The organism is Serratia sp. G204Y, from assembly GCF_051172435.1.
Classification (GTDB): domain Bacteria; phylum Pseudomonadota; class Gammaproteobacteria; order Enterobacterales; family Enterobacteriaceae; genus Serratia; species Serratia sarumanii.
In genome coordinates this window covers 110,021-130,457 of record NZ_JBPIZA010000002.1, presented here as the reverse complement: position 1 = coordinate 130,457, position 20,437 = coordinate 110,021, and the positions used below count along the sequence as shown (strand labels likewise).

At 60.9% G+C, this 20,437-nt stretch carries 18 protein-coding genes; 17 read left to right on the top strand and 1 reads right to left on the bottom strand.

Features of this window, described 5'->3' with window-relative positions:
- The first annotated feature begins 34 nt into the window (after positions 1-34).
- The 3 genes from ilvI (at position 35) to cra (ending at position 3,470) form a co-directional block, all read left to right on the top strand.
- A complete protein-coding gene (gene ilvI / locus ACSBQQ_RS15050; RefSeq protein ID WP_086556829.1) occupies positions 35-1,753 on the top strand; it encodes an acetolactate synthase 3 large subunit in 1,719 nt (572 codons plus the stop codon).
- 2 nt (positions 1,754-1,755) lie between these two features.
- Positions 1,756-2,247, top strand: coding sequence for an acetolactate synthase small subunit (ilvN, locus tag ACSBQQ_RS15045; RefSeq protein WP_004932806.1), 492 nt, complete (start codon positions 1,756-1,758; stop codon positions 2,245-2,247).
- A gap of 218 nt (positions 2,248-2,465) precedes the next feature.
- A complete protein-coding gene (gene cra / locus ACSBQQ_RS15040; RefSeq protein ID WP_004932801.1) occupies positions 2,466-3,470 on the top strand; it encodes a catabolite repressor/activator in 1,005 nt (334 codons plus the stop codon).
- A 37-nt stretch (positions 3,471-3,507) separates the two neighbouring features.
- Here cra and ACSBQQ_RS15035 read toward each other — a convergent pair whose 3' ends face one another.
- Positions 3,508-3,948: an L-alanine exporter AlaE gene (locus tag ACSBQQ_RS15035; protein ID WP_060422463.1), complete on the bottom strand. Its 441-nt coding sequence runs from the start codon at positions 3,946-3,948 to the stop codon at positions 3,508-3,510.
- Positions 3,949-4,809: 861 nt separating this feature from the next.
- Here ACSBQQ_RS15035 and mraZ point away from each other — a divergent pair.
- The 14 genes from mraZ (at position 4,810) to ftsA (ending at position 20,411) form a co-directional block, all read left to right on the top strand.
- A complete protein-coding gene (gene mraZ / locus ACSBQQ_RS15030; protein WP_025159638.1) occupies positions 4,810-5,268 on the top strand; it encodes a division/cell wall cluster transcriptional repressor MraZ in 459 nt (152 codons plus the stop codon).
- A 2-nt stretch (positions 5,269-5,270) separates the two neighbouring features.
- The gene (rsmH, locus tag ACSBQQ_RS15025) at positions 5,271-6,212 is read left to right on the top strand and encodes a 16S rRNA (cytosine(1402)-N(4))-methyltransferase RsmH (RefSeq protein WP_049200285.1); all 942 of its coding nucleotides are present in this window, start codon (positions 5,271-5,273) and stop codon (positions 6,210-6,212) included.
- Positions 6,209-6,529: a cell division protein FtsL gene (gene ftsL, locus ACSBQQ_RS15020; protein WP_015376645.1), complete on the top strand. Its 321-nt coding sequence runs from the start codon at positions 6,209-6,211 to the stop codon at positions 6,527-6,529. Before rsmH ends, ftsL begins: the two co-directional genes overlap by 4 nt.
- A gap of 42 nt (positions 6,530-6,571) precedes the next feature.
- Positions 6,572-8,335 (top strand): peptidoglycan glycosyltransferase FtsI, encoded by a 1,764-nt coding sequence (locus ACSBQQ_RS15015; RefSeq protein ID WP_004932790.1) that lies wholly within the window; start codon positions 6,572-6,574, stop codon positions 8,333-8,335.
- Positions 8,322-9,809: a UDP-N-acetylmuramoyl-L-alanyl-D-glutamate--2,6-diaminopimelate ligase gene (gene murE / locus ACSBQQ_RS15010; protein ID WP_039568816.1), complete on the top strand. Its 1,488-nt coding sequence runs from the start codon at positions 8,322-8,324 to the stop codon at positions 9,807-9,809. Before ACSBQQ_RS15015 ends, murE begins: the two co-directional genes overlap by 14 nt.
- A complete protein-coding gene (gene murF / locus ACSBQQ_RS15005; RefSeq protein WP_043148143.1) occupies positions 9,806-11,167 on the top strand; it encodes a UDP-N-acetylmuramoyl-tripeptide--D-alanyl-D-alanine ligase in 1,362 nt (453 codons plus the stop codon). The genes murE and murF overlap by 4 nt, the downstream gene beginning before the upstream one ends.
- Positions 11,161-12,243 carry a phospho-N-acetylmuramoyl-pentapeptide-transferase gene (gene mraY, locus ACSBQQ_RS15000; protein WP_004932782.1) on the top strand — a complete coding sequence of 361 codons (1,083 nt, stop codon included), beginning with the start codon at positions 11,161-11,163 and terminating at the stop codon, positions 12,241-12,243. Before murF ends, mraY begins: the two co-directional genes overlap by 7 nt.
- Positions 12,244-12,245: 2 nt before the next feature.
- Positions 12,246-13,565, top strand: coding sequence for a UDP-N-acetylmuramoyl-L-alanine--D-glutamate ligase (gene murD / locus ACSBQQ_RS14995; RefSeq protein WP_033652914.1), 1,320 nt, complete (start codon positions 12,246-12,248; stop codon positions 13,563-13,565).
- Complete coding sequence (gene ftsW / locus ACSBQQ_RS14990; RefSeq protein WP_004932776.1) at positions 13,562-14,764, top strand: cell division protein FtsW; 1,203 nt, start codon at positions 13,562-13,564, stop codon at positions 14,762-14,764. The genes murD and ftsW overlap by 4 nt, the downstream gene beginning before the upstream one ends.
- A gap of 3 nt (positions 14,765-14,767) precedes the next feature.
- On the top strand, positions 14,768-15,832 hold the full coding sequence (gene murG, locus ACSBQQ_RS14985; protein WP_004932773.1) for an undecaprenyldiphospho-muramoylpentapeptide beta-N-acetylglucosaminyltransferase: 1,065 nt from the start codon (positions 14,768-14,770) through the stop codon (positions 15,830-15,832).
- Between the two features lie 84 nt (positions 15,833-15,916).
- Positions 15,917-17,392, top strand: coding sequence for a UDP-N-acetylmuramate--L-alanine ligase (gene murC, locus ACSBQQ_RS14980; protein WP_025301571.1), 1,476 nt, complete (start codon positions 15,917-15,919; stop codon positions 17,390-17,392).
- A complete protein-coding gene (locus ACSBQQ_RS14975; RefSeq protein ID WP_033641257.1) occupies positions 17,385-18,305 on the top strand; it encodes a D-alanine--D-alanine ligase in 921 nt (306 codons plus the stop codon). Before murC ends, ACSBQQ_RS14975 begins: the two co-directional genes overlap by 8 nt.
- A 1-nt stretch (position 18,306) precedes the next feature.
- Positions 18,307-19,158 carry a cell division protein FtsQ gene (gene ftsQ / locus ACSBQQ_RS14970; RefSeq protein WP_033637108.1) on the top strand — a complete coding sequence of 284 codons (852 nt, stop codon included), beginning with the start codon at positions 18,307-18,309 and terminating at the stop codon, positions 19,156-19,158.
- Complete coding sequence (ftsA, locus tag ACSBQQ_RS14965) at positions 19,155-20,411, top strand: cell division protein FtsA (protein ID WP_004932758.1); 1,257 nt, start codon at positions 19,155-19,157, stop codon at positions 20,409-20,411. The genes ftsQ and ftsA overlap by 4 nt, the downstream gene beginning before the upstream one ends.
- Positions 20,412-20,437 lie beyond the last annotated feature (26 nt).

Sequence of the window (20,437 nt, the reverse complement as noted above, 5' to 3'; positions counted from 1 at the left end):
CCAGAGAAGAATAAGCAAGCCTGGAGGCAAACCCATGGAGATGTTGTCAGGAGCCGAGATGGTCGTCCGATCGTTGATCGATCAGGGCGTTAAGCATGTATTCGGCTACCCCGGCGGGGCGGTGCTCGATATCTACGACGCCCTGCATACGGTTGGAGGGATCGATCATATTCTGGTGCGCCACGAGCAGGGGGCGGTGCACATGGCCGACGGCTACGCACGCGCCACCGGTGAAGTGGGCGTGGTGCTGGTGACCTCTGGCCCCGGCGCCACCAACGCCATTACCGGTATCGCCACCGCCTATATGGACTCGATCCCGATGGTGGTGCTGTCGGGGCAGGTGCCCAGCTCGCTGATCGGCTACGACGCCTTCCAGGAGTGCGATATGGTGGGGATTTCGCGCCCGGTGGTGAAGCACAGCTTCCTGGTAAAACGCACCGAAGACATCCCGGCGGTGTTGAAGAAGGCGTTCTACCTGGCTTCCAGCGGCCGCCCCGGCCCGGTGGTGATCGATCTGCCGAAAGACATCGTTGGCCCGGCGGTGCGGATGCCTTATGCCTATCCGCAGGACGTGAGCATGCGTTCTTACAACCCGACGGTGCAGGGCCACCGCGGGCAGATAAAACGCGCGCTGCAAACCATTCTGGCGGCTAAAAAGCCGGTGATGTACGTCGGCGGCGGCGCGATCAACGCCGGTTGCGAAGCCGAACTGTTGGCCTTGGCGGAACAGCTGAACCTGCCGGTGACCAGCAGCCTGATGGGGTTGGGCGCTTTCCCTGGCACCCACCGCCAGAGCGTCGGCATGCTCGGCATGCACGGCACCTATGAAGCCAACAAAACCATGCATCACGCTGACGTGATCTTCGCCGTCGGCGTGCGTTTCGACGATCGCACCACCAACAATCTGGCCAAATACTGCCCGGACGCCTCCGTGCTGCATATCGATATCGATCCGACCTCGATCTCCAAAACGGTGGACGCCGATATTCCGATCGTCGGCGATGCCAAACAGGTGCTGGTGCAGATGCTGGAGCTGTTGGCACAGGACGAGAAAGCGCAGGATCACGACGCGCTGCGCGACTGGTGGCAGTCTATCGAGCAGTGGCGTGCCCGCGACTGCCTGGGTTACGACAAGCACAGCGGCACCATCAAACCGCAGGCGGTGATCGAAACCTTGCACCGCCTGACCAAAGGCGATGCCTATGTCACCTCGGACGTCGGCCAGCACCAAATGTTCGCCGCGCTCTATTATCCGTTCGATAAACCGCGCCGCTGGATCAACTCCGGCGGCCTCGGCACCATGGGCTTCGGCCTGCCGGCGGCACTGGGCGTCAAGCTGGCGCTGCCGGAGGAAACCGTGGTGTGCGTGACCGGCGACGGCAGCATTCAAATGAACATTCAGGAGCTGTCCACCGCGCTGCAATATAACCTGCCGGTGGTGGTGGTGAACCTCAACAACCGCTATCTGGGCATGGTAAAGCAGTGGCAGGACATGATTTATTCCGGCCGTCACTCGCAGTCCTACATGGATTCGCTGCCGGACTTCGTCAAGCTGGCCGAGGCTTACGGCCATGTCGGCATCGCCATCCGCACGCCGGATGAGCTGGAAAGCAAGCTGGCGCAGGCGCTGGCGGAAAAAGAGCGGCTGGTGTTCGTCGACGTGACCGTCGATGAAACCGAACATGTTTACCCGATGCAGATCCGCGGCGGAAGCATGGACGAAATGTGGCTTAGCAAAACGGAGAGGACCTGATCATGCGCCGTATTTTATCTGTCTTGCTGGAAAACGAATCCGGCGCTTTGTCGCGCGTGGTCGGGCTGTTCTCCCAGCGCGGTTATAACATCGAGAGCCTGACGGTGGCGCCGACCGACGATCCGACGCTGTCGCGCATGACTATCCAGACCGTCGGCGACGAGAAAGTGCTGGAGCAGATTGAGAAGCAGCTGCACAAGCTGGTGGACGTGCTGCGCGTCAGCGAGCTGGTGCAGGGCGCCCACGTTGAGCGCGAGATCATGCTGGTGAAGCTGCAGGCCAGCGGCTACGGCCGTGAAGAGGTGAAGCGCTGCGCCGACATTTTCCGTGGCCAGATCGTGGATGTGACGGCGACGCTGTACACGGTACAGCTGGCTGGCACCAGCGACAAGCTCGACGCCTTCCTGAGCGCGGTGCGTGAAGTGGCGGAGATCGTGGAAGTGGCCCGTTCCGGGGTGGTCGGCGTGTCGCGTGGCGACAAAATCATGCGCTGAGTGCGGTCTGGCGGTGAATAATCAGGGGCGCGGCGTGGCTGCGCCCTTTGTTTTTCGGTATTTTTTGCCCGATTGCTGGCACCTTTCGGCAAAAGCGGTTGCTAGGCAGTGTTTTCTGCTGTTAGATCGCAGAGGCTGGATTGAATAACCGCACGGGATGTCATGGTTAATCCGAGCACAGCCTTCACTTCTATTTTCAGCGTCATTAAGGGGTTAATGTGAAACTGGATGAAATCGCGCGTCTCGCGGGCGTTTCGCGCACGACGGCCAGTTACGTCATCAACGGCAAGGCGAAGCAGTATCGTGTCAGCGATAAAACCGTCGAGAAAGTGATGGCCGTGGTCAGGGAGCATAACTATCACCCGAATGCCGTAGCGGCGGGGCTGCGCGCCGGGCGTACCCGTTCTATCGGTCTGGTGATCCCGGATCTGGAAAATACCAGCTATACCCGCATCGCCAACTACCTGGAACGCCAGGCGCGCCAGCGTGGTTACCAATTGCTGATCGCCTGTTCCGAAGATCAGCCGGACAACGAAATGCGCTGTATCGAGCACCTGCTGCAGCGCCAGGTGGACGCCATCATCGTCTCCACCGCCTTGCCGCCGGAGCATCCTTTCTATCAACGCTGGGCCAACGATCCGCTGCCGATCATCGCGCTGGACCGCGCGCTGGATCGCGAGCATTTCATCAGCGTCGTCGGGGCCGATCAGGAAGACGCCTTTGCGCTGGCGCAGGAGCTGCGCACCTTCCCGGCGGAATCGGTGCTGTATCTGGGCGCCTTGCCGGAGCTTTCGGTGAGCTTCCTGCGTGAGCAGGGCTTCCGTCAGGCCTGGCAAGAGGATCCCCGCCATGTCGATTATCTGTATGCCAACAGCTATGAACGCGAAGCCGCCGGCGCGCTGTTTGCCGAATGGCTGAAAACGCACCCGATGCCGCAGGCGCTGTTCACCACCTCGTTCTCGTTGTTGCAGGGCGTGATGGACGTGACGCTGAAGCAACGTGGCCGTTTGCCGACCGATCTGGCGATTGCCACCTTCGGCGACCATGAACTGTTGGATTTCCTCGAGTGCCCGGTGCTCGCGGTGGCTCAGCGCCATCGTGACGTAGCCGAACGCGTGCTGGAGCTGGTGTTGGCCAGCCTGGACGAACCGCGTAAACCCAAACCGGGCTTGACGCGTATCCGCCGCAATCTGTTCCGCCGCGGCAGCCTGAGCCGCAAATAGTCCGCTCTACAGGAGCCCGCTTTGCCGGGCTCCTGGTTTAGACGTAGCCCGCCACCCGGAACAGCCGCCGGCAATATTCCAGGAAATAGCCATACACCACGCCCATCGCCATGGAGACCAGCGCATTGCTGGTGACCGCCGCCAGCATTTGTTGGCCGTCGGCGCCTACGCTCCACAAAATGGCGGCATAAACCGGCGACTGGAAGCTGACGTAGGCCAGCAGGTCGGCGAGGTTGCGCAGCACGAACTGGCCGCGCGGACAGCGGCGCGCCGTGCGGATAAACAGATCGCGATAGCGGCCGTAAGGCCAGGCGATCAGGATGTTGACCGGGATCGACAGCAGGCGCGAAGAGAGGGATTGCTGGAAGCTCATGCCGGAGATCAACACTTCTATCGCCATGCCGGCGATAAAGCAGTACACCACCAGTGCGAACGTATCGGCAGCGGCGCTACGCCAGTGAGCTACGGGCGAAAGCATGTGTTATCCCCTTTGGTTAACCTGCTGTTAAATTATTAATGTTTGGATGTTAAGTCTGGGTTTTTGCGTTTTTTATAGTGTACTAATCTGCATTATGTTTTTTAACTAGGTTTATATTTTTATTTTTAACATTTGTTCGGTTTTTGTCCCGCGGAACCGGGGAAGAGGTGAGGGCGGAGGGATTAAAATCGGCATTTTAAAATAAACTCATTAAAAACATGTGGTTGCGATTTTTTGCTTCAAGTGAGGATTTTTCCGGCAGAAATTGTGGAAATAAAGGTGTAAGAAAATGAAACCATAATTGTAAACAGGTATTTTGGGAATAATCTTACCAAATTGATTTAAATCGAAATTACTTCTGCTCGTAATATCCGAGCCATTTATTTTTTTCGCGGCCTCATCACGGCAGTGCAAATTGAAGTAAAATAGCGACCGGTTTTACGGTGAATAACGATTGAGCGTTATTAACTCAAGGAGTTATGGCGTTATTCCGCGATCGATTCGCCAGGCGCCGAGCCTTGGCGGGCGCGGCTCGCCAGCGGTTACCGCACTGAGATTGCCGAGCTGAAAAATGAGACATGGCTTGCAGAAGGAAGTAATGAGTTAATTAATCGCCAGTTCGTCAGGTTTTTAATCAGATTCTTTCCGCTTAGAAAATTCTCTCCGTTTATCATGGTGTTAATTTTTAATCGTCGAATAATCAGAGTTTCTTTCGCGAGTCAGCTCCCAAAATGACCAGAGAAATATTGCCAAAGCGCTGGCGCTCTGGCTTGACAAGGTTTTCATACCCTCCGTAAACTCCATTGTGTGGGAATTTGTGGGGTAAAGTGGTGAAAACGGTCACTAAGGGGTAGCTCAGGAATGTTCCGTGGAGCGACGATGGTCAACCTCGACAGCAAAGGGCGGCTCGCCGTACCTACCCGATATCGGGAATTGCTCAACGAGGAATCGCAAGGCCAAATGGTCTGTACCATTGACCTCCATCAGCCCTGCCTGCTGCTTTATCCTTTGCCCGAATGGGAAATTATTGAACAAAAATTATCACGTCTGTCGAGCATGAATCCCGCCGAGCGCCGCGTTCAGCGCCTGTTGCTGGGGCATGCCAGTGAGTGTCAGATGGATAGTGCCGGTCGTTTGCTGCTCGCCAATACGCTGCGGCAACACGCCGGACTCACGAAAGAAGTGATGCTGGTCGGTCAGTTCAACAAGTTTGAACTGTGGGATGAACAGACCTGGTATCAACAAGTCAAGGATGATATTGACGCTGAACAGTCGACTCAGGAACCGTTGTCTGAGCGGCTACAGGACTTGTCGCTATAAGCATGTTGGAAAACTATAAACACACCACCGTCCTGCTGGACGAAGCCGTCAACGGCCTCAACATCCGCAGCAACGGCATATATATCGACGGTACTTTTGGTCGCGGTGGCCATTCTCGTCTGATTCTGTCCCAGCTGGGGCCGGAAGGGCGCTTGCTGGCGATTGACCGTGACCCTCAGGCGATTGCAGCCGCCAAATCTATTGAAGATCCTCGTTTTACCATCGTACACGGCCCATTCTCCGAGTTGTCGCACTACGTGCGGGAACGTGAATTGGTGGGCAAGATCGACGGCGTTCTGCTCGATCTGGGCGTTTCTTCGCCGCAGCTTGACGACGCAGAGCGCGGGTTCTCCTTTATGCGCGACGGTCCGCTGGACATGCGCATGGATCCTTCCACCGGCCTGTCCGCCGCAGAGTGGCTGATGAAGGCCGAAGCGGACGACATCGCCTGGGTGCTGAAAACCTTTGGCGAAGAGCGTTTCGCCAAGCGCATCGCACGCGCCATCGTGGAAAGAAACCGCGTGGAGCCGATGACGCGCACCAAAGAGTTGGCGGATCTGATTGCCGATGCCAGCCCGTTCCGTGAAAAGCACAAGCATCCGGCGACGCGCAGCTTCCAGGCGATTCGTATCTATATCAACAGCGAGCTGGAAGAGATCGAGCGTGCGCTCGACGGCGCGCTGGAAGTGCTGGCCCCACAGGGCCGTTTGTCGATCATCAGCTTCCACTCGCTGGAAGACCGCATCGTCAAACGCTTTATGCGTCACCATAGCCGCGGCGCCCAGGTGCCGGCGGGCATTCCGTTGACCGAAGAGCAACTGCGCAGCATGGGCGGGCGAACGCTGAAAGCGCTGGGCAAAATGATGCCTTCGGAAGCGGAAGTGGCGGACAACCCGCGTGCGCGCAGCTCGGTGCTGCGTATTGCTGAGAGGATGCCCGCGTGATCGGCAACGAACGCCACGGTTTGGTCGGGGTTATTGGCGGCGATCTGCTGCGCAATGCCAAGATCCCCCTGATTTTACTGATTGCGTCACTGGTCTCCGCGATTTTCGTGGTGACCACCGCGCACCGCACCCGCCTGCTGACCGCCGAGCGCGAACAGCTGGTTCTGGAGCGCGATGCGCTGGATATCGAGTGGCGCAACCTGATTTTAGAAGAGAACGCCCTCGGCGATCACAGCCGGGTTGAACGTATCGCGACAGAAAAACTGCAGATGCAACACGTTGATCCATCGCAGGAAAATATCATCGTTAAACAATGAATGGTTTAACCGGAATAATGACACGGAGTAGAAAGGAAACGCATGAAAGCAGCGCGCCCCGGTAAGTTGAGACGCCAGGAAGATCAGGCCAGCTTTGTCAGCTGGCGTTTTGCGTTGCTGTGCGGCTGCATTTTGCTGGCGATGGTTGGCCTGATGCTGCGCGTCGCGTACCTGCAGGTCATCAACCCCGATCGTCTGGTGAAAGAAGGCGACATGCGTTCGCTGCGCGTGCAGGAAGTGCCGACCGCGCGCGGCATGATCAGCGATCGCGCCGGCCGTCCGTTGGCGGTCAGCGTGCCGGTCAATGCGGTGTGGGCGGATCCGAAAGAGCTGAACGAGCGCGGCGGTATCACGCTGGACAGCCGTTGGAAAGCGCTTTCTGATGCGCTGAACATCCCGCTGGACCAACTCTCCAACCGCATCAACGCCAACCCGAAAGGGCGCTTCGTTTATCTGGCGCGCCAGGTGAACCCGGCGATCGGCGACTACATCCACAAGCTCAAGCTGCCGGGGATCTACCTGCGGCAGGAGTCGCGCCGGTACTACCCGGCGGGGCAGGTGACGTCGCACATCATCGGCGTGACCAACATCGACGGACAAGGCATTGAAGGCGTCGAGAAGAGCTTCGACCGCTGGCTGACCGGGCAACCGGGCGAGAGAACGGTGCGTAAGGACCGCTTCGGCCGGGTGATCGAAGATATTTCCTCCGTAGACAGCCAGGCGGCGCACAACCTGGTGCTGAGCGTCGATGAACGCCTGCAGGCGCTGGTGTATCGCGAGCTGAACAACGCGGTGGCGTTCAACAAGGCCGAGTCGGGCACTGCGGTGCTGATCGACGTGAACACCGGCGAAGTGCTGGCGATGGCCAACAGCCCGTCTTACAACCCGAATAACATGGCCGGTACGCCGAAAGAGACCATGCGTAACCGTGCTATCACCGATATTTTTGAACCCGGTTCAACCGTGAAGCCGATGGTGGTGATGACCGCGCTGCAAAACGGCGTGGTGAGAGAAAACAGCGTGTTGAACACCATCCCTTACCGCATTCAGGGCCACGAGATCAAAGACGTGGCGCGGTACTCGGAGCTGTCATTGACCGGGATCTTGCAGAAGTCGAGTAACGTCGGTGTTTCAAAGCTGGCGTTAGCGATGCCGTCCTCAGCGTTAGTAGATACTTACTCTCGTTTTGGGCTGGGAAAAGCGACCAATTTGGGGCTGGTCGGAGAAAGCAGTGGCATATACCCAAAAAAACAACGGTGGTCTGACATAGAGAGGGCCACCTTCTCTTTCGGCTACGGGCTGATGGTAACTCCGTTACAGTTGGCGCGAGTCTATGCAACGATCGGCAGCCTGGGCGTGTATCGCCCATTGTCGATCACCAAGGTTGACCCTCCGGTCGCCGGCGAGCGCGTTTTCCCTGAACCTCTGGTGCGCACCGTGGTGCACATGATGGAAAGCGTGGCCCTGCCGGGCGGCGGCGGCGTGAAAGCCGCCATCAAGGGATACCGTATCGCCATCAAAACCGGTACCGCGAAAAAAGTGGGCCCGGACGGCAAATACGTCAACCGATACATCGCTTATACCGCCGGCGTCGCGCCGGCAAGTAACCCCCGTTTTGCCCTGGTGGTCGTCATCAATGACCCGCAGGGTGGGAAATACTATGGTGGCGCAATCTCCGCGCCGGTGTTCGGCGCCATCATGGGCGGCGTATTGCGCACCATGAACGTCGAGCCTGACGCGTTGCCTACCGGTGACAAAAGCGAATTAGTGATTAACAAGAAAGAGGGTTCAGGTGGCAGATCGTAATTTGCGCGACTTACTCGCCCCGTGGGTGCCGACGGCACCCGGGCGCGCGCTGCGGGAAATGACATTAGACAGCCGTGTGGCGGCTGCCGGGGATCTGTTTGTCGCCGTTGTCGGCCATCAAACGGATGGACGCCGCTATATTCCGCAGGCCATCGCGCAGGGCGTCGTCGCCGTGATCGCCGAAGCTGACGGTCAGGCTGAAGACGGCGCCATCGTTGAAATGCACGGCGTGCCGGTGATCTACCTGAGCCAACTGAACCAGCGCCTTTCCGCGCTGGCCGGGCGTTTTTACCACCAGCCGGGCGAGCGTCTGCGTCTGGTCGGCGTGACCGGCACCAACGGCAAAACCACCACTACGCAGCTGCTGGCGCAGTGGAGCCAACTGCTGGGCGAAACCAGCGCGGTGATGGGCACCGTCGGCAACGGCCTGCTGGGCCAGGTGTGCCCGACCGAGAATACCACCGGTTCTGCGGTGGATGTTCAACACGTATTAAACGAGCTGGCGGAACAGGGCGCGACCTTCGCCGCCATGGAAGTTTCTTCCCACGGTCTGGTGCAACACCGGGTGGCGGCGCTGCCGTTCGCCGCGGCGGTCTTCACCAACCTGAGCCGCGATCACCTGGATTACCACGGTGATATGGCCAATTACGAGGCGGCCAAATGGTCGCTGTTCGCCGCCCACAGCGTGGGGCAGGCGATCATCAACGCCGACGATGAAGTCGGTCAGCGCTGGCTGAGCAAGCTGCCGGATGCGGTGGCGGTGACGATGCAGGGCAACCTGCAGCCGGGCGGCCACGGCCGCTGGCTGAAAACCACGGCGGTCGACTATCACGACAACGGTGCCACTGTTCGCTTCAGCTCCAGCTGGGGCGACGGCGAGATCGAAAGCCGCCTGATGGGCGCGTTCAACGTCAGCAACCTGCTGTTGGCCTTGGCGACGCTGCTGTCGCTGGGCTATCCGCTGGAGGCGCTGGTGGAAACCGGCAGCCGTCTGCAGCCGGTCTGCGGCCGCATGGAAGTGTTTAACGCGCCGGGCAAACCGACGGTAGTGGTGGATTACGCCCACACGCCGGATGCGCTGGAGAAAGCGCTGGAAGCCGCGCGCCTGCACTGCCAGGGGCAGCTATGGTGCGTGTTCGGCTGCGGCGGCGATCGCGACAAGGGCAAGCGTCCGCTGATGGGCGGCATCGCCGAACAGTTCGCCGATCGCGTGGTGATCACCGATGACAACCCGCGTACCGAAGAGCCGCGCGCGATTATCAACGATATCCTGACCGGATTGCTGGACGCCGGGCAGGCGCTGGTGATCCACGGCCGCGCCGAAGCGGTAACCAGCGCCATCATGCAGGCGCAGGAGCAGGATGTGGTGTTGGTGGCGGGCAAAGGCCACGAAGATTACCAATTGGTAGGCAACCGCCGCCTGGATTACTCCGACCGCACGACGGTCGCCCGACTGCTGGGGGTGCTGGCATGATCCCTGTCTCTCTTCAGACACTGGCTGAGGTATTGAGCGCTGAGCTGATTGGCGCCGATTGCCAAATTGTCGAGGTGACGACAGACACCCGCAAGGTGACCGCCGGTTGCCTGTTTGTGGCGCTGAAAGGCGAGCGTTTCGACGCCCACGACTTCGCGGCGGACGCCGTAGCCGCAGGCGCCGGGGCGCTGCTGGTCAGTAAGCGCTTATTGGTGGACGTGCCGCAGCTGGTAGTGCAAGACACCCGTCTGGCGCTGGGGCAGCTTGGCGCCTGGGTGCGTCAGCAGGTGCCGGCGCGCGTGGTGGCGCTGACCGGTTCCTCGGGCAAGACCTCGGTGAAAGAAATGACCGCCGCCATTCTGCGCGAATGCGGCGAAGTGCTGTATACCACCGGCAACTTCAATAACGACATCGGCGTGCCGCTGACGTTGCTGCGTCTGGAGCCACAGCATGATTTTGCCGTGATTGAGCTGGGCGCTAACCATATTGGCGAAATCGCTTACACCACCGCATTGACGCGGCCGCAGACCGCTTTGGTGAACAACCTGGCGGCGGCTCACCTGGAAGGCTTTGGCTCGCTGGCCGGCGTCGCCCAGGCGAAAGGTGAAATCTTTACCGGCCTGCCGGCCGACGGCGTGGCGATCATCAACGCCGATAACAACGACTGGCCGCACTGGCAGAACATGCTGGGCGGCAAAACCGTCTGGCGCTTCTCGCCGCAGGCTGCCGAAGGCGTGGACTTCTTCGCGGATAACGTGCGGGTAAACGGCGCGGGCACGCAGTTCACGCTGCACAGCCCGTTCGGCACCGCCGAGATCGCGCTGCCGCTGCCGGGGCGCCACAACGTGGCCAATGCGCTGGCGGCGACGGCGCTGGCGATGTCGGTGGGCGCCACCCTCGAAGCGGTGCGTCAGGGGCTGAAACAGCTGCAGGCGGTGCCGGGGCGTCTGTTCCCGGTGGCGCTGGCCGAAGGCAAGCTGCTACTGGACGACAGCTATAACGCCAACGTCGGGTCGATGACCGCGGCGGCGCAGGTGCTGGCGGAAATGCCGGGCTACCGCGTAATGGTGGTCGGCGATATGGCCGAGCTGGGTGCGGAAGCGGAAGAGTGTCACCGTCAGGTGGGCGAAGCCGCCCGTCTGGCCGGCGTCGACAAAGTGATCAGCGTCGGCGGTTTGAGCCGCGTGCTGAGCGAAGCCTCCGGCAACGGCGAACATTATCAGGACAAGACTGCAGTGATCGCGCGCGTGGCGGAATTACTGTCGGAACATGCGGTCATTACCGTGTTAATCAAAGGTTCACGTAGTGCCGCAATGGAGCAGGTAGTACGCGCGTTACAGGAGAAAGCACCATGTTAGTTTGGCTGGCCGAGCATTTGGTCAAGTATTACTCAGGCTTCAACGTCTTTTCTTATCTGACGTTCCGAGCCATTGTCAGCCTGCTGACCGCGCTGTTCCTGTCGCTGTGGATGGGCCCGCGGGTGATCAAGCGCCTGCAAGAAATGTCCTTCGGCCAGGTGGTGCGTAACGACGGCCCCGAGTCGCACTTCAGCAAGCGCGGCACGCCGACCATGGGCGGCATCATGATCCTGACCTCCATCACCATTTCGGTGCTGATGTGGGCCTACCCGTCCAACCCGTATGTCTGGTGCGTGCTGTTCGTGCTGGTGGGGTACGGCATCGTCGGCTTCGTCGACGACTACCGCAAGGTGGTGCGTAAGGACACCAAAGGGCTGATCGCCCGCTGGAAGTATTTCTGGCAGTCGGTGATTGCGCTGATTGTCGCATTCGCCATGTACGCCGTAGGAAAAGACACGCCAGCCACCGAGCTGGTTGTGCCGTTCTTTAAGGACGTGATGCCGCAGCTGGGCCTGCTGTATATCCTGCTGGCCTATTTCGTCATCGTCGGCACCAGCAACGCGGTCAACCTGACCGATGGCCTGGACGGCCTGGCGATCATGCCTACGGTATTCGTGGCGGCTGGCTTCGCGCTGGTGGCCTGGGCGACCGGTAACATGAACTTCGCCAACTACCTGCATATTCCGTATCTGCGTCATGCCGGTGAGCTGGTGATCGTGTGTACCGCCATCGTCGGCGCCGGCCTCGGGTTCCTGTGGTTCAACACTTACCCGGCCCAGGTGTTTATGGGCGACGTCGGTTCGTTGGCGCTGGGCGGCGCGCTGGGCACCATCGCGGTGCTGCTGCGTCAGGAGTTCTTGTTGGTGATCATGGGCGGCGTATTCGTGGTAGAGACGCTGTCGGTGATCCTGCAGGTGGGATCGTTCAAGCTGCGCGGGCAACGCATTTTCCGCATGGCGCCGATTCACCACCACTATGAATTGAAAGGCTGGCCGGAACCGCGCGTTATCGTGCGCTTCTGGATCATTTCGCTGATGCTGGTGCTGATTGGCCTGGCAACGCTGAAGGTGCGTTAATCATGGCAGACTATCAGGGTAGAAAAGTCGTCATCATCGGATTGGGCCTCACCGGCCTGTCCTGTGTCGATTTCTTCATGGCGCGCGGCGTAACGCCGCGCGTGATGGATACCCGTATCGCGCCGCCAGGGTTGGACAAACTGCCTGAAAGCGTGGAGCGCCATCTGGGTGATCTGAATCAGGATTGGCTGTTGGCGGCGGATCTGATCGTCGCCAGCCCGGGCGTCGCGCTGGCGACCCCGGCATTGAGCGCCGCGGCGGACGCCGGCGTGGAAATCGTCGGCGACGTCGAACTGTTCTGCCGTGAAGCGCAGGCGCCGATCGTGGCGATCACCGGCTCCAACGGCAAAAGCACCGTCACCACCCTGGTGGGCGAGATGGCGAAAGCCGCCGGTTGGGCGGTGGGCGTGGGCGGCAATATCGGCCTGCCGGCGCTGAGCCTGCTGCGCCAGGAGTGCCAGCTTTACGTGCTGGAGTTGTCCAGCTTCCAGCTGGAAACGACGTATAGCCTGCGGGCGGCGGCGGCGACCATCCTGAACGTGACCGAAGATCATATGGATCGCTATCCGTTCGGCCTGCAGCAGTATCGCGGCGCCAAGCTGCGCGTGTATGAAAACGCCGCGGTGTGCGTGGTGAACGCCGACGACGCGCTGACCATGCCGGTGCGCGGCGCCGACGCGCGCTGCGTCAGCTTCGGCGCCGACGTGGGCGACTATCACCTGAACCGTCAGCAGGGGGAAACCTGGCTGCGGGTGCGCGGTGAGAAGGTGCTGAATACGCGCGAGATGAAGCTGACCGGCCGCCACAATTACACCAACGCCCTGGCGGCGCTGGCGTTAGCGGATGCGGTCAATATTCCGCGCGCGTCCAGCCTGAAGGCGCTGACCACCTTCACCGGCCTGGCGCACCGCTTCCAGCTGGCCTGGGAGAACAACGGCGTGCGTTGGATCAACGATTCCAAAGCCACCAACGTCGGCAGCACCGAAGCGGCGCTGAACGGCCTGCAGGTAGACGGCACGCTGCATCTGCTGCTGGGCGGCGACGGCAAGTCCGCCGATTTCTCGCCGCTGGCGCGCTATCTGCAGGGCGACAACGTGCGTCTGTACTGCTTTGGCCGCGATGGCGCCCAGCTGGCACAGCTGCGGCCGGAGGTGGCGACGCTGACCGAGACCATGGAGCAGGCGATGCGCACCATCGCCGGCCGCGTACAGCCCGGCGACATGGTATTGCTGTCGCCGGCCTGCGCCAGTCTCGATCAGTTCCGTAATTTTGAAGTGCGCGGCGATGAGTTCGCCCGCCTGGCGCAGGAGCTTGGCGGATGAAACTACGCTTGCCGAACTTCGGGCTGACAGAACGGATGAAAGACTGGGTGACCGGCGCGCGCGACAACGATGCGGTCAACATGGTGCTGTACGATCGCACCCTGCTGTGGCTGACCTTCGGGTTGGCGATCATCGGCTTCGTGATGGTGACCTCGGCGTCGATGCCGATCGGCCAACGCCTGGCGGACGATCCGTTCCTGTTCGCCAAACGTGACGCGCTGTACCTCGGCCTGGCGTTCGGTCTGTCGCTGGTGACGCTGCGTATCCCGATGGAAGTTTGGCAGCGTTACAGCAACGTGATGCTGCTGATGTCGATCGTGATGCTGCTGATCGTGCTGGTGGTGGGGAGCTCGGTAAACGGGGCCTCGCGCTGGATCGCGCTCGGCCCGCTGCGTATTCAGCCGGCGGAGCTGTCCAAGCTGTCGCTGTTCTGCTACCTGGCGAGCTATCTGGTGCGCAAGGTGGAAGAGGTGCGCAGCAACTTCTGGGGCTTCTGCAAGCCGATGGGCGTGATGGTGGTGCTGGCGGTGCTGCTGCTGGCGCAGCCGGACCTCGGTACCGTGGTGGTGCTGTTCATCACCACGCTGGCGATGCTGTTCCTGGCCGGCGCGAAAATGTGGCAGTTCCTGGCGATCATCGGCTCCGGCGTGTTCGCCGTGGTGCTGCTGATCATCGCGGAACCGTACCGTATGCGCCGCGTGACCTCGTTCTGGAACCCGTGGGCCGACCCGTTCGGCAGCGGCTACCAGCTGACCCAGTCGCTGATGGCGTTTGGCCGCGGCGAGTTCTGGGGGCAGGGGCTCGGCAACTCGGTGCAGAAACTCGAGTATTTGCCGGAAGCGCACACCGACTTCATCTTCTCCATTTTGGGTGAAGAACTGGGCTATATCGGTGTGGTTTTAGCCCTGTTAATGGTATTCTTCGTCGCTTTTCGCGCGATGTCCATCGGGCGCCGCGCGCTGGAGATCGACCAACGCTTCTCCGGCTTCCTGGCCTGCGCGATCGGCGTATGGTTCAGCTTCCAGGCGCTGGTTAACGTCGGTGCCGCGGCGGGCATGCTGCCGACCAAAGGTCTGACGCTGCCGCTGATCAGTTACGGCGGTTCAAGTTTGCTGATTATGTCGACGGCCATCGTGCTGTTGCTGCGAATTGATTATGAAACGCGCCTGACCAAGGCTCAGGCGTTTGTGAAGAGGTAAGGGATGAGCGGGAAACCTAAGCGTTTAATGGTGATGGCAGGCGGTACCGGCGGGCACGTGTTCCCGGGGCTGGCGGTCGCGCATCATCTGATGGCGCAGGGCTGGCAGGTGCGCTGGCTCGGAACCGCAGACCGAATGGAAGCCGATCTGGTGCCGAAGCACGGGATCGAGATTGATTTTATCCGCATCTCCGGCCTGCGCGGCAAAGGCCTGAAGGCCCAGCTGACTGCGCCGCTGCGGATCTGGCAGGCGGTGCGCCAGGCGAAAGCCATCATGCGCAGCTATCAGCCGGACGTGGTGCTGGGGATGGGTGGTTACGTTTCCGGCCCCGGCGGCCTGGCGGCCTGGCAGTGCGGCATCCCGGTGGTGCTGCACGAGCAGAACGGCATCGCCGGCTTGACCAACCGCTGGCTGGCGCGCATCGCCGCCAAAGTGATGCAGGCCTTCCCCGGCGCGTTCCCGAACGCCGAGGTGGTGGGCAACCCGGTACGTACCGACGTGTTGGCGCTGCCGTTGCCGGCGGAGCGGTTGCAAGGACGCGAAGGCCCGATCCGCGTGCTGGTGATTGGCGGAAGTCAGGGCGCGCGCGTGCTGAATCAGACAGTTCCTGAAGTCGCGGCGCGTTTGGGCGATAGAATTACGCTCTGGCATCAGGTTGGCAAGGGCGCGCTGGAAACGGTGCTGCGCGACTACGAAAGGGTAGGGCAGACGCAGCACAAGGTGACCGAGTTCATCGACGACATGGCCGCCGCCTACGCCTGGGCCGACGTGGTGGTCTGCCGCTCCGGCGCGTTGACCGTCAGCGAAATCGCGGCGGCGGGGCTGCCGGCGATCTTCGTGCCGTTCATGCATAAGGATCGTCAGCAGTACTGGAACGCGCGCCCGCTGGAAGAAGCCGGCGCGGCGAAGATTATCGAACAGCCGCAGTTCAACGCCGATGTGGTGGCCGAACTGCTGGCGAGCTGGGATCGCAAGACGCTGCTGGCCATGGCCGAGAAAGCGCGCGCGGTCGCCATTCCGGACGCCACCGAGCGCGTGGCGGCGGAGCTGGTGCGGCTCGCCAAGTAACGAGTGCAGGGGTTCGGTGCGCCGAACCTGAATAAAAGCAATGTGATGTAGGGCCGGGGTACCGGATCCGGATTAGAGAGAGTGATGAATACACAACAACTGGCGAAACTACGTACTATCGTGCCCGAGATGCGTCGCGTCCGGCACATTCACTTTGTCGGCATCGGTGGTGCCGGCATGGGTGGTATCGCCGAAGTGTTGGCAAACGAAGGGTATCAGATCAGCGGCTCCGACCTGGCGCCGAATCCGGTCACCCAACAGTTGAGCGCGCTCGGGGCGACGATTTACTTCAATCACCGTCCGGAAAACGTGCTGGATGCGAGCGTGGTAGTGGTGTCTACCGCCATCTCCGCCGACAACCCGGAGATCGTCGCCGCCCGTGAAGCGCGCATCCCGGTGATCCGCCGCGCAGAGATGCTGGCGGAGCTGATGCGTTTTCGCCACGGCATCGCTATCGCCGGCACGCACGGCAAAACCACCACCACGGCGATGGTCTCGAGCATTTACGCCGAAGCCCGCCTGGACCCGACCTTTGTCAACGGCGGGCTGGTGAAGGCGGCGGGCACCCATGCGCGACTGGGGTCCAGCCGTTATCTGATCGCGGAAGCGGATGAGAGCGATGCGTCGTTCCTGCATCTGCAGCCGATGGTGGCCGTGGTCACCAATATCGAAGCCGACCACATGGACACCTACCAGGGCGACTTTGAGAACCTGAAGCAGACGTTTATCAATTTCTTGCACAACCTGCCGTTCTACGGCCGCGCGGTGATGTGCATCGACGATCCGGTAGTGCGCGAGCTGTTGCCGCGCGTGGGTCGCCACATCACCACCTATGGCTTCAGTGAAGATGCCGATGTGCGCATCGAAGACTACCGGCAGATTGGGCCGCAGGGGCACTTTACCCTGAGCCGTCAGGACAAGCCGTTGCTGACGGTGACGCTGAACGCGCCGGGCCGCCACAATGCGTTGAACGCCGCAGCGGCGGTAGCGGTAGCGACCGAAGAAGGCATCGACGACGAAGATATCCTGCGCGCGCTGGCGGGCTTCCAGGGCACCGGGCGCCGCTTCGATTTCCTCGGCGAGTTCCCGCTGGAGCCGGTCAACGGCAAAGCGGGCAGCGCGATGCTGGTGGACGACTACGGCCACCATCCGACCGAAGTGGACGCCACGCTGAAAGCGGCGCGCGCCGGCTGGCCGGACAAGCGTCTGGTGATGATCTTCCAGCCGCACCGTTATACGCGCACCCGCGATCTGTACGACGATTTCGCCAACGTGCTGTCGCAGGTGGATGTGCTGCTGATGCTCGACGTGTACGCCGCCGGCGAAGCGCCGATCCCGGGCGCGGACAGCCGTTCGCTGTGCCGCACCATCCGCAGCCGCGGCAAGCTGGATCCGATCCTGGTTTCCGATGCCGATACCGTGCCGGAAACCCTGGCGCAGCTGCTGCAGGATGAAGACCTGGTGCTGGTGCAAGGCGCCGGCAACGTGGGCAAAATCGCCCGTAAACTGGCCGAGCTGAAGCTGCAGCCGCCGAAGAAAGAGGAGGAGCACCATGGCTGATAAAGTTGCAGTTCTGCTGGGCGGCACCTCCGCTGAACGTGACGTTTCCCTGCAATCCGGCGCCGCGGTGCTGGCCGGGTTGCGCGAAGCCGGTATCGATGCGCACGGCGTCGATACCCGCGATTTCCCGGTGACCCAGCTGAAAGAGCAGGGGTTCACCAAGGTGTTTATCGCGCTGCACGGGCGCGGCGGCGAGGACGGCACCCTGCAGGGGCTGCTGGAGTTCCTCGAACTGCCTTATACCGGCAGCGGCGTGATGGCCTCGGCGCTGACCATGGACAAATGGCGCACCAAGATGGTGTGGCAGTCGATGGGCTTGCCGGTGGCGCCTTACGTGGCGCTGAATCGCCAGCTGTATCTCGGCGCTGAAAAAGCAGCGCTGCTGGCGCGCGTGGCGGATCTCGGCCTGCCGCTGATCGTCAAGCCGAGCCGCGAAGGCTCCAGCGTCGGCATGAGCAAGGTCACCGAGAGCGCCGCGTTGGAAGCCGCGCTGGAAGAGGCCTTCCGTCATGACGACGATGTGCTGGTGGAGAAATGGCTGAGCGGCCCGGAATATACCGTGGCGATGCTAGGCGACCAGGTGCTGCCGTCGATCCGCATCCAGCCGGCCGGCGTGTTTTACGACTACCAGGCCAAGTACATTTCGGACGACACGCAGTACTTCTGCCCGAGCGGTTTGAGCGCCGAGCAGGAAGCCGAGATGGCGGCGTTGGCGCTGCGCGCCTATCGCGGCCTGGACTGCAGCGGCTGGGGCCGCGTCGACGTGATGCAAGACAGCGATGGCAGCTTCTATCTGCTTGAGGTGAATACCTCTCCGGGCATGACCAGTCATAGCCTGGTGCCGATGGCGGCGCGCCAGTTTGGATTAAGCTTCTCGCAGTTGGTGGCGAGAATTTTGGAGTTGGCCGACTGATATGTCGCAAGCTGCCCTGAATGCGCGCGATCGCGAGGTGGATAACGGCCCGCGCCGCAGCAATGGAACCCAGTTGGCGGGAATGATTTTCCTGCTGATGGTGTTGGGAACGGTTGTGTGGAGCGGTTGGGCGGTGCTTGGCTGGATGAAAGACGCCAGTCGCCTGCCGCTCTCAAGGCTGGTGGTGACCGGCGAACGCCACTACACCACCAACGATGATATTCGTCAGGCGATCCTGGCGCTGGGCGCGCCCGGCACCTTTATGACGCAGGATGTGGACGTTATCCAGCAGCAGATCGAGCGTCTGCCGTGGATCAAGCAGGCCAGCGTGCGCAAACAATGGCCGGATGAGCTGAAGATCCATCTGGTGGAGTACGTCCCGGTGGCGCGCTGGAACGATTTGCACATGGTGGACGCCGAAGGTAAAGCGTTCAGCGTGCCGGCGGAGCGGGCGGGCAAGCAGAAGTTGCCGCTGCTCTACGGGCCGGAAGGGAGCGAGCAGGATGTGCTGGAAGGCTATCGGGCGATGAGCGCTTCGTTGGCGGCCAGCAAATATACGCTGAAAATGGCGGCGATGACCGCGCGCCATTCCTGGCAGCTGGCGCTGGACAACGATGTCCGGCTTGAGCTGGGGCGCGATGACCGCAATGGGCGTTTGCAGCGGTTTATCGAGCTTTACCCGGTATTGCAGCAGCAGGGCCAGGCGGAGAGCAAGCGTGTCAGCTATGTCGATCTGCGCTACGAGTCCGGCGCTTCGGTAGGGTGGGCTCCGGTGTTGGTCGATCCGCAGGCGCTTGGCGGTCAGCAAAACAGTAATCAGCAACAGAATCAGGCACAGGCAAAACAACAATGATCAAGTCGACGGACAGAAAACTGGTAGTTGGACTGGAGATCGGTACTGCAAAAGTCTCCGCGTTGGTAGGGGAAGTTCTGCCCGATGGCATGGTCAACATTATCGGGGTGGGCAGCTGCCCGTCTCGCGGCATGGATAAGGGTGGCGTAAACGACCTGGAGTCGGTGGTGAAGTGCGTACAGCGCGCCATCGATCAGGCCGAGCTGATGGCGGACTGCCAGATCTCCTCGGTGTATCTGGCGCTGTCGGGCAAACACATCAGCTGCCAGAACGAAATCGGCATGGTGCCGATCTCGGAAGAGGAAGTGACGCAGGACGACGTGGAGAACGTGGTGCACACCGCCAAATCGGTGCGCGTGCGCGACGAACACCGCATCCTGCACGTGATTCCTCAGGAATACGCCATCGATTATCAGGAAGGCATCAAAAACCCGGTTGGGCTGTCCGGCGTGCGCATGCAGGCCAAGGTGCATCTGATTACCTGCCATAACGATATGGCGAAGAACATCGTCAAGGCCGTGGAACGTTGCGGCCTGAAAGTTGACCAACTTATTTTCGCCGGTCTGGCCGCGAGCTACGCGGTGCTGACCGAAGATGAACGCGAACTCGGCGTTTGCGTGGTGGATATCGGCGGCGGCACCATGGATATGGCGGTGTACACCGGCGGTGCGCTGCGCCACACCAAAGTGATCCCTTATGCCGGGAACGTGGTCACCAGCGATATCGCCTACGCCTTCGGCACGCCGCCGACCGACGCGGAAGCGATTAAAGTTCGACACGGCTGTGCGCTTGGGTCGATTGTTAGCAAGGATGAGAATGTAGAGGTGCCTAGCGTCGGGGGACGTCCTCCGCGCAGTCTGCAAAGACAGACGCTGGCTGAAGTCATTGAGCCACGCTACACCGAACTGTTGAATCTGGTTAACGATGAAATTTTGCAATTGCAGGAGCAACTGCGTCAGCAAGGGGTGAAGCATCATCTGGCGGCAGGTATCGTGCTGACCGGTGGCGCCGCCCAGATTGATGGCCTGGCAGCCTGTGCGCAACGGGTGTTCCACACTCAGGTACGCATCGGCCAACCCTTGAACATCACGGGTCTGACGGATTATGCGCAGGAGCCTTACTACTCGACGGCGGTAGGTCTGCTGCACTATGGAAAAGAGTCTCACCTGAGCGGTGAGACGGAAGTAGAAAAACGCGCCTCGGTGGGCAATTGGTTTAAACGCATCAATAGCTGGCTGAGAAAAGAGTTTTAATGTTTCAACAAAGAGATCATGCTGAG

Coding starts and splice junctions, on each gene's coding strand:
- murC (WP_025301571.1), top strand. CDS start 15,917: ATGAATACACAACAACTGGCGAAACTACGTACTATCGTGCCCGAGATG.
- mraZ (WP_025159638.1), top strand. CDS start 4,810: ATGTTCCGTGGAGCGACGATGGTCAACCTCGACAGCAAAGGGCGGCTC.
- ftsQ (WP_033637108.1), top strand. CDS start 18,307: ATGTCGCAAGCTGCCCTGAATGCGCGCGATCGCGAGGTGGATAACGGC.
- murD (WP_033652914.1), top strand. CDS start 12,246: ATGGCAGACTATCAGGGTAGAAAAGTCGTCATCATCGGATTGGGCCTC.
- rsmH (WP_049200285.1), top strand. CDS start 5,271: ATGTTGGAAAACTATAAACACACCACCGTCCTGCTGGACGAAGCCGTC.
- ACSBQQ_RS15035 (WP_060422463.1), bottom strand. CDS start 3,948: ATGCTTTCGCCCGTAGCTCACTGGCGTAGCGCCGCTGCCGATACGTTC.
- ftsW (WP_004932776.1), top strand. CDS start 13,562: ATGAAACTACGCTTGCCGAACTTCGGGCTGACAGAACGGATGAAAGAC.
- murF (WP_043148143.1), top strand. CDS start 9,806: ATGATCCCTGTCTCTCTTCAGACACTGGCTGAGGTATTGAGCGCTGAG.
- ACSBQQ_RS14975 (WP_033641257.1), top strand. CDS start 17,385: ATGGCTGATAAAGTTGCAGTTCTGCTGGGCGGCACCTCCGCTGAACGT.
- murG (WP_004932773.1), top strand. CDS start 14,768: ATGAGCGGGAAACCTAAGCGTTTAATGGTGATGGCAGGCGGTACCGGC.
- ilvN (WP_004932806.1), top strand. CDS start 1,756: ATGCGCCGTATTTTATCTGTCTTGCTGGAAAACGAATCCGGCGCTTTG.
- ACSBQQ_RS15015 (WP_004932790.1), top strand. CDS start 6,572: ATGAAAGCAGCGCGCCCCGGTAAGTTGAGACGCCAGGAAGATCAGGCC.
- ftsA (WP_004932758.1), top strand. CDS start 19,155: ATGATCAAGTCGACGGACAGAAAACTGGTAGTTGGACTGGAGATCGGT.
- mraY (WP_004932782.1), top strand. CDS start 11,161: ATGTTAGTTTGGCTGGCCGAGCATTTGGTCAAGTATTACTCAGGCTTC.
- ilvI (WP_086556829.1), top strand. CDS start 35: ATGGAGATGTTGTCAGGAGCCGAGATGGTCGTCCGATCGTTGATCGAT.